7 protein-coding genes are annotated in these 8,830 nt (G+C 49.0%); 3 read left to right on the top strand and 4 right to left on the bottom strand.

Annotated elements, in window-relative coordinates:
• The 3 genes from ACXLDX_RS04715 to ACXLDX_RS04705 form a co-directional block, all read left to right on the top strand.
• Positions 1-278, top strand: a 278-nt coding sequence (locus ACXLDX_RS04715; RefSeq protein ID WP_457576042.1) for a heterodisulfide reductase-related iron-sulfur binding cluster, incomplete at its 5' end; no start/stop codon positions are given.
• Between the two features lie 172 nt (positions 279-450).
• Positions 451-1,191 carry a PEP-CTERM sorting domain-containing protein gene (locus ACXLDX_RS04710; protein ID WP_457576041.1) on the top strand — a complete coding sequence of 247 codons (741 nt, stop codon included), beginning with the start codon at positions 451-453 and terminating at the stop codon, positions 1,189-1,191.
• A gap of 580 nt (positions 1,192-1,771) precedes the next feature.
• Positions 1,772-2,947, top strand: coding sequence for an ABC transporter substrate-binding protein (locus ACXLDX_RS04705; protein WP_457576040.1), 1,176 nt, complete (start codon positions 1,772-1,774; stop codon positions 2,945-2,947).
• A gap of 8 nt (positions 2,948-2,955) precedes the next feature.
• Here ACXLDX_RS04705 and ACXLDX_RS04700 read toward each other — a convergent pair whose 3' ends face one another.
• The 4 genes from ACXLDX_RS04700 to purL all read right to left on the bottom strand — a co-directional run bounded on the left by ACXLDX_RS04700 (position 2,956) and on the right by purL (position 8,513).
• A complete protein-coding gene (locus tag ACXLDX_RS04700; protein WP_457576039.1) occupies positions 2,956-3,780 on the bottom strand; it encodes a M48 family metallopeptidase in 825 nt (274 codons plus the stop codon).
• Between the two features lie 2 nt (positions 3,781-3,782).
• Complete coding sequence (locus ACXLDX_RS04695; protein WP_457576038.1) at positions 3,783-4,253, bottom strand: YbjQ family protein; 471 nt, start codon at positions 4,251-4,253, stop codon at positions 3,783-3,785.
• A gap of 4 nt (positions 4,254-4,257) precedes the next feature.
• On the bottom strand, positions 4,258-4,578 hold the full coding sequence (locus ACXLDX_RS04690) for a YbjQ family protein (RefSeq protein ID WP_457576037.1): 321 nt from the start codon (positions 4,576-4,578) through the stop codon (positions 4,258-4,260).
• Positions 4,579-4,709: 131 nt separating this feature from the next.
• Positions 4,710-8,513 (bottom strand): phosphoribosylformylglycinamidine synthase, encoded by a 3,804-nt coding sequence (purL, locus tag ACXLDX_RS04685; protein ID WP_457576036.1) that lies wholly within the window; start codon positions 8,511-8,513, stop codon positions 4,710-4,712.
• Positions 8,514-8,830: the final 317 nt, after the last annotated feature.

The following is an 8,830-nucleotide window of genomic DNA, read 5'->3' as shown; positions in this document are numbered from 1 at the left end:
CAGCTGGTTATACAGTTGACGAGATGAAAAACAGTGACCGCTGCTGTGGCTTCGGCGGCACCTACTCCTTTCTCAGCCACCCCCAGATCTCAAAACAGATCACCCTTGATAAGGTTGATGCCATCCGGAAAACCGGTGCCAGGACCGTGGCCATGGATTGTCCCGGCTGCATGATCATGCTCAAAGGAGCCATGGGAAAAGCTGATAAAACAGTACGTTGCGTTCACACTGTTGAACTGCTGGAGGAAATTCTCAAAAAAAGGGTAAATAACAGGTAAATAATTATCCTTATCATTGTTTCTTTTTCCCGGAAGGTTATAATAATATCCAATTTAATACAAAACTCAGCCTGACTGAGTCCCATGGCCAGTCAGGTAATCATAAGACCTAAGAAAACCCTCTGGAAAAAACTTTCGAAAATACAGCCACACCATTTAAAGGATAATTATTATGAAACCTCTTTTTACCGCAGCATTACTTTCCATCACGTTCTTCAGTTGTTCATTTTCCGCCTTTGCGGATCCTGTTGATCTCAGTGGCTGGAGCACTGCAGTTCTCTATGATGAAAGTCACCACTCATCACCTGTCTGGACAGTCAGTTCCGGAGGAAATTCCGCCACCCAGACTGTCAACGGCGACCCTTCTGCCTTTCTCAGTGACCAGACCTGGACAAACACTGTTTTCAACGGCAATTTCAAAGTCAACACAACCAGCGATGATGATTTTGTCGGCTTTGTTTTCGGATACACGGGTTCAGAGGACTATTATCTTTTTGACTGGAAACAGAACGACCAAGATTGGGGCCCCGGAGGCCTGGGACGTGAAGGTTTTACGCTTTCCCATATTACCGGAACCGACATTAATCTGTGGAACCACTCGGGAAACGATATCAGTGTGATGGCTGATGATTATTCCTCGACCAACGGATGGAAAGATAACACTTCCTACCAGTTCACCCTGAGCTATACTGCAGACAATATCAATATAGCCATTGACGGCAATACAATATTCGATATCGACGGTTCATATGATGCCGGAAAATTCGGTTTTTATAACTACTCCCAGCCAAATGTTTCCTACCAGGGATTCACCCAGACTGCTGCTGTTCCCGAACCGGCCACTATGCTGCTTTTTGGTGCCGGACTCGCGGCTTTTGCCGGCGGAACACTCCGTCGCAGAAATTCCCGCTGATTCTTTTTTCAAAACCTGTTCCATGAAGGGGTATCTCTTTTCAGATACCCCTTTGTTTATCCTTCCATATCAACTCTCTTTTCCGGCTTCATCATTTCCCCATCATTCTCCATCCCGGTAAAAATAAATTGTATGTAATACAAAAACACGCTAAAATAATAATTTCTACCCCAATGTCAATTTAAGGTCACCTTGAAAACAAGACGGTCCAAAAGACACTTTACGGAAATGGTGAACGAATTTGCTTCCTGCTTTTGATATGAAATGAGAAGTTGTCATTTTAATTTCCTGAAGTAAAGAATTCAGGTTCTATTTCGTTCTTGATTACCCATGAAACTCAGCCGACTTGTGGATGTACCTGCTTTATCAGGCTAACCTACGGTCAAAAATCACCGGAAATCTCAATTGACAAGGAATTTAAATGAAAAAGTGTCAGTCCAGATTATTTTCAAACCAGTACATGGTGATTTTTGAAATACGCCTGATAAAACAGACACATCCCCAATGTCTACAAGTATCAGACTGAGTTTTGTGCGTAATCAGAATTTCGTTACCCTGTAAATTCATCCAGGAGCTGCCAATGAAACTCAAAATCCTCCCCGCATTATTGATCATCATTTTTGCCCTGATAATCACAGACCCGACCTCGACCTGCGCTGGCAATGGCGAGATTGCAATAGGTTTCAACCTGCCCTTTTCAGGCTGGCTTGAGCAGGCCGGACACCACGCGAAGAATGCTGCAGAACTGGTCCGCAAGGAACTTGAGGCTTCGGGGGGATTAAAAGTTGGGGGTAAGACATATCAGGTGAAATTTTTATACGGAGACAATAAATCCGATCCGTCGGCCGCTTCAAAACTGGTGCTTGACCAGATAAGCAGGCAAAGTGTTATTGGAATTGTCGGCCCCCTGAGCAGTCGTCACGCCATACCGGTCGGCCAGATCGCCAATGCCTTTTCTACGCCAATGATTGCCTCCTGGTCAGCTTCACCGAAAACAACAAAAGACCGTCCCTTTGTTTTCAGAAGTAATTCAATCTTTACAAAACAGGGCCCGGTTATCACAACTTTCGTTGCCGATGAGTTCGGGGCGACAAAAGCAGCGATTCTTTACGATATTGTCAGCCCGGCTCCCCGCGGAATGACAAAAAATTTCAGGCAGGCTTTTGAAGCGGTAAATGGTGCCGAATCGGTGGTTGCCCTGGAAACATTCAGAACCGGCGACAAGGATTTCAAAGAACAACTGGAACGAATCAAAAACTCACCGGCCCAGTTTCTCTATCTGCCGCAACACGTGGACCAGGTAGCTCTTATTGTCAAACAGGCCAATGAAACAGGGTTGAATATACCCATTGTCGGTGGCGGTTCATGGGCGGGAGGTGATCTGATCACCACCTGCGGGAAAGACTGCGACGGCCTTTTCTATGCCGGAGACTATGCTCCGGGCGGGGCAACCGGCTTGAACAAACAATTTGTTACAGCGTACCGTAAGGCGTACAACAGCTACCCGGATGCTCCGGCCGCGCTCACCTGGGATGCTGCCCGTGCACTCCTGCAGGCAATCAGGGATACGGGTGGACTTCAGGGAAAGCTCATTAACGATCGGATAGCCGTAAAAACGGCGCTTGCAAAGCTCAAAAATTTCCAGGGAGCATCCGGTACCATGAGTTTTAATGCAACAGGAGATCCCGACAAGTGTGTTATTATTGTCAGGATTGATTCAGATATGCTCACCCTGTACAAATCCGTATGTCAATGAATGGATTCTTATCCCTGATTTTCCAGATTTTTTTTCTGATCCGGCTGAAACGGAACAGTTTCACGCACAGGATAATTCCTGTCCTTTATTATCCTGTGCAGGTTGGTCAACCGATCTTCCGGGTGGGGATGAGTTGCCAGGAAATAGGCAAAATGGCTTTTCTTTTTCCGGGATAACCGGTTGAAAAAATCGGTTGCTCCACCCACGTGACCATAGCGCCTGTAAAGCAGATCCAGTCCCCAGCTGTCAGCCGCAAGCTCCTGCTTCTGAGAATATCGTCTTTCAAATTTTCCAGCAAGCCAGGGAACCAGATCAGAAGACTGGTCTCCTGGAAGCATCCGTGAGACAAGAAAGAAAAGAAGATTGCGTCCCATGGCCCGCAGATGGTCCCGGTGATAAAAATGACCGAGTTCATGGGCCAGAACCATATCCAGTTCATTTTCAGACCGGACTGTATTCAACAGCCCCTGAAAGACTACAATACTGCCACCCGGCAGTGCAAAGGCATTGATCTTTTTCGAGTCGTCAAGAAATATTTTAAAAGAATACTCATGAAGCGGAGAATCGGCAGGGAGCACCTGTACGAGCCGATCCAGATGATCCTGAAGAAACTCTTTTCTGTGTGCCTTATATTTTTTCTCAAGTTTGCTTCCGAGCCAGATTTCCGCCTTCACCGGCAGACGCACGGCCACAAACCCGGCAATCAACCCGAGCACAAAATAGAGAAGTGCCAGAACAGCCAGTAATTCGGCCATCAGCCAGACGGCCTCCTTCAAAGGATGTCTTCCTGAAATATTTACAGAACCATCAACAGGTTTTGGTGTAAATTTCATTTCTACTCCAGAAAAACGGCTGTCCCGTAGGCCAGGGCTTCAACACTCCCTATCTGCCGCTTCCGGTTGGCTGAACGTCCGATAGCTGAAGTCTCCAGGCGAAAATTGATGATCAGTGCAGCACCCTTTTGTTCCGCCTCCGCCTTCATTCGAAGGATGGCCTCCCGCCTGGCCCTGTCGACAAGAGATTCATAGGACCGTACCCGGCCGCCGAACAGGTTTCTCAAGATGGCCAGAAAACGTTTAAAATAATCAATGGAAATCACCGCACTGCCGGTCACCAGCCGGGCATGTTTTACTCTCGAAGCGGGATAACCTCCGGCAAAGGTCACTACCGGCATGGACATCATTTCCCTCTCCCTTTTTCTGATGGAAGCATAGTGACGTTTTTCAGCCAGGGATCCCGCGACATAGCCAAGGATGATGAGCAGTCCGAAAATGACAAGATCCCCGTTATTTACCAGAAATTGCATCGCTTCACTCCTGTTCGAGTCTAACGGCCGTACCGTAGGCAAAGAGTTCTGACGCGCCCTGGGCAACCGATGAGGTGGCAAAGCGGACATTGACAACGGCATTGGCCCCCAGGCCTTCGGCCTGCTCCTGCATACGTGCCAGCGATTCCTGTCGGGCCTCGTTCAGCAGTTCCGTATATCCTTTCAATTCTCCGCCGACCAGGTTTTTCAGACCGGCCATGAAATCACGACCGATATGCTTTGCCCGCACCGTGCTGCCCTGGACAATACCGAAGTGTTCCACAATTCTTTTTCCGGGAACATTCTCCACATTGGTAATAATCATTTCTCATTCCTTTTATCTGAAAATCCACGGCTGAAGGTTTTATTGCCGCAGTCGGGATTTTCATTGGTTTTTTGTGGCCGAGCCATAGAGTCCAACCATGCCGGTTATTCTGAAATTCTCCACCGACAAACTCACGGATTAGACACGCACCATTCGTAGCTGTTTCTAAACATCTGAAACCAGGGAGAGACCTCAAGTTCTTTCATATCCTCCGGCAGATAGTGGGCCTGCCAGGGCAGAAACACCCTTTCCGGGTGGGGCATAAGAGCCAGATGCCTGCCGTCAGCCGAGCAGAGAGCCGCAAAACCTTCCGGAGAACCGTTGGGATTGAAGGGATATTTTTCGGTACTTTGACCCTCATCGTCCACATAGACCAGTGGAGCAAGATTGTTCTGTTTCACCTTCTCCAGAATCCCCGTATCCGGAAAATGAAGTCTTCCCTCGCCATGATCCACATGGATACCAAAAACCAGTCCTTCCATACCCTTCAACATGATGGCCGGACTTTTCCTGACCTTCACCGTTGACCACCGAGACTCGAATCTGCCGGATCTGTTTCTGATAAAGCGAGGCTGTGCCTCGGGTGCAAGTCCTGCCTCAGGTACCCAGCCGAGCAAACCAAAAAGCTGGCACCCGTTGCAGACACCAAGGGTAAAGGTATCAGTTCGCTCGTAAAATTTATGAAACATCTCCTTTAAACGGTCATTGAACAGAATGGTTGCAGCCCATCCTTTTGCGGATTCCGGTACGTCAGCATAGGAAAAACCACCAACCGCGGCAAGTCCTCTGAATCCATCCAGCGTCATATTTCCGGAGAGCAGATCCTGCATACAGACGTCCCATACTTCAAAACCGGCGGCAAAGAAGGCAGAACTCATCTCACGATCGGAATTGGATCCTTCGTCTCTCAGGATAGCCACTTTTGGTTTATTCTCCTTCTCCAGCAGAACAGCCGGGGCCGGCTCCGGAGTAAAGGGGATAACATATTCCGGCCCCCTGCGGTCATGGATCGATTCTTTTTCCTCTTTCACGCAATCGGGATCAGCCTGAAGCAGATCAAGGCGGTGACTGGTTTCCTCCCACCAGCTGCGCAATTCAATCATATCCTTTTCAAGAACCACCTTCCCGTTATATCGCAGTATGATCCGTTTCTCTTTCGTAGTCCTGCCAACCTCCCGACACCCCACATCCGCCCTGTCAAACAGGGACTTCACCTCCTGCAGTTTCTCTTTGCCACACTCCAGGACAAGACCAAGTTCCTCGGAAAAAAGCGCATTTATAACAGTATCTTCTCCACCAAGTTCCAGATCCAGTCCACAATTGCCACTGAAGGCCATCTCCAATAGGGTTGTAATCAGTCCGCCATCACTTCTGTCATGTCCGGCGGTAATCAATCCTCTATCGATAGCTTCCTGCACCGCGGCAAAACCTCGTTTCAACAGCCCCGGATCCTCCACGTCCGGACTTTCATCTCCCAACTGTCCCAGCACCTGGGCAAGACTGCTGCCCCCAAGCCGGTTACGGCCGGAGAGATCAATAAACAGCAGTCTTGAACCAACATTCTTGATATCCGGAGTAACACTTTTTCTGATATCAGGTACGGCCGCATAGGCGGAAATAACCAGTTCTCTTGGAGATTTCACCGTTTCATCACCTACCATGGTGGCCATGGAAAGACTGTCCTTGCCGCCATCCACCGCCATACCCACTTCAACCATCAGATCCCGCATGCCCCTGGCAGCGTCATAAATTGCCGCTCCTTCACCTGCCAGCTTAGGCGCCCACATCCAGTTGGCGGAACATTTAATCTGACGGGGATCTTCAATTTTTGCCCAGACCAGGTTTGTCAACGCCTCGCCCACCGCCATCCGAGCACCGGCGGCAGGATCAACCAGCATCTTGACAGACTGCTCTCCAATGGCGGTTGCTATCCCAGTCAGGCCAAAATGTGACTGGGCCACTACGGCCACATCACCAACGGTCAACTGCAGAGGGCCGCAACACTGCTGCCTGGCGATAAGTCCGGTAACGGCCCGGTCAACCTTACTGGTGAGAAATCTTTTGGATCCAACCGACACCAGGCGAAGCACATCATGTAAAAGTCCTTCAACCGTCGCTCCGGCGGGCAGCTCAACCGGTTGACCTGCAAGGTTTTTTCTTTCGTCTTCAAAGGTCTTCTGGGGAATATCTCCAAGCAGTACATCCAGCTCAATGTCCACGGGTGTAGAATCATCATGGGCATCATGAAGAACAAAACGAAGATCCCCGGTAACCCTGCCCAGAACCTCGCAGTTAACCTTTTCCCTTTCACAGATTGCCTGAAACCTCTCGATATTTTCCGGTCTGATCAAAAACCCGTTTCGCTCCTGGTATTCAGCAACGTATATTTCAAGCACAGACATGGTGGGATCACCCACCCTTATATTGCGAACCTCCACCCAGCCGCCCGAGTTTTCCACCAGTTCCTTCAATACATTGGCAGGACCTCCGGCACCCTGGTCGTGAATCACATCAACCAGGGTCCTCTCTCCCATCTCGTTGCAGGCCCTGATAACACGGTTCATCTTCTGCTCCATTTCCGCGTCACCACGCTGCACGGCATTAAAGTCAAGGCTCGACTCATTCTCGCCCTGCAACATACTTGATGCCGCTCCACCGCCGAAACCGACACGATAGGCGGGGCCACCCACCTGAACGATGAGCATACCTCTTTCTTCTCTCGCCTTTTCCGTCAACCGGGAATCAATCTGGCCTACCCCGGCGGTAAACATGATGGGTTTCACAAATCCCCACCTCTCACCATTTTCCAGACGCATATCAAAGGAACGGGTAAACCCCTGGATCAGAGGCTCGCCAAACTTGTTGCCGTAATCAGACGCACCGTTACTTGCCTCAATTTCGATCTCCAGGGGGGAGGCCAGATTGTCCGGCCGGGGAAAATCATTTTCCCACGGAAGTTCGTATCCGGGAATATTCAGGTTGCCAACACAGTATCCGGCGGTCCCGGCGATGACAAAGCCGCCTCTTCCTGTACCCTGCACGTCACGAATCCGCCCACCCGTTCCTGTTTCCGCACCGGGAAAAGGAGCCACACCTGTCGGGAAATTATGAGTTTCCGCGGTCAGCAGAGGATGATAGAGTACTGACTGAAGGGAAAATGACGATGGAGTTCCGGGTTGATCAGGAATAATGGTATCTACTCCATAGCCACTGATAACACTTGAATTATCCTTGAAAGCAATCACCGATCCTTCAGGGTTCGCATCCAGGGTTGCAGTCACCAGGTCAAAAAGTGTCCCCTCCATTTCCCTGCCATCTATTATCTGCTTTCCCTTGAAAAAACCGTGGCGGGAATGCTCAGAATTGGCATTATTGAGATCCATGATCTCTACAATCGTCGGATTTCTTTTCTGCCTGTTGACAAAATAATCATAGTAGAGATTTCGATCCCATTCATCCATGGAGATCCCCGGAATATCATCAAAAGCGGCGGCCCCCCTGCCCAGAAGATCCACTTCATATACCGGCTCAGGAACAACCCCTGTCTCAAAACCGGTCAACGGTTCCGGGTAATGGCACTCGGTCATCCGGTCATGGTGACTGTCAATAAATTCCTGGAGATCACACTCCTCCGGCACACGATAGCGCCTTGATCTTTCCACACGGGTAATTATCCCAAGTCCTGTCGCCTGACAGATGGAAACCATATTTGAAGACCAGGCTGTAGCGAAATTAAGGCGGGGCCCCACCTCTACGACCCGGTTTCCGGTAAGAACCGGTTCTGTGGTAACGGTATCAATCAGAAAACCGTCAGCCAGAATCATTCGCAGACAATACATTTCTTTCTCGTTGATTGTTCTTGTCGATTCTATGTTGAAACAGTAAGCCTGTTTTCCGTCTATTTTTCGATACAGTCGTGTGATTGTCACACCCATGGTTATCTTCCTTCAGTGATCAGATATTGGAAAGTCAGCGTCTGTCCAGAAATGAGGTTTTTATTCGATATCAAGGCGCAGGGAAAATTTTACCGCAGGCATTCTGTTGATATTACGAGGATAAAATTTTTCTGACAACGCAGATATCGGGCAAAAAAAACCAACTATGGACAGGCACTGGTTAGTAGTTACTCGCAGGCACCCCGGTAATTTACAGTCCCTTTAATCATCATAGGCAGGCTATAGCGAACAGAAGAACCTGTAAAAACCCGAACCTCCTGTGGCAATTGCGGTTCAGAGGTAATAAAATCATATAA

This window comes from Desulfomarina sp. (assembly GCF_054039375.1).
Note: the sequence above shows the minus strand (reverse complement) of the source record. Positions and strands in the feature narration are given on the sequence as shown.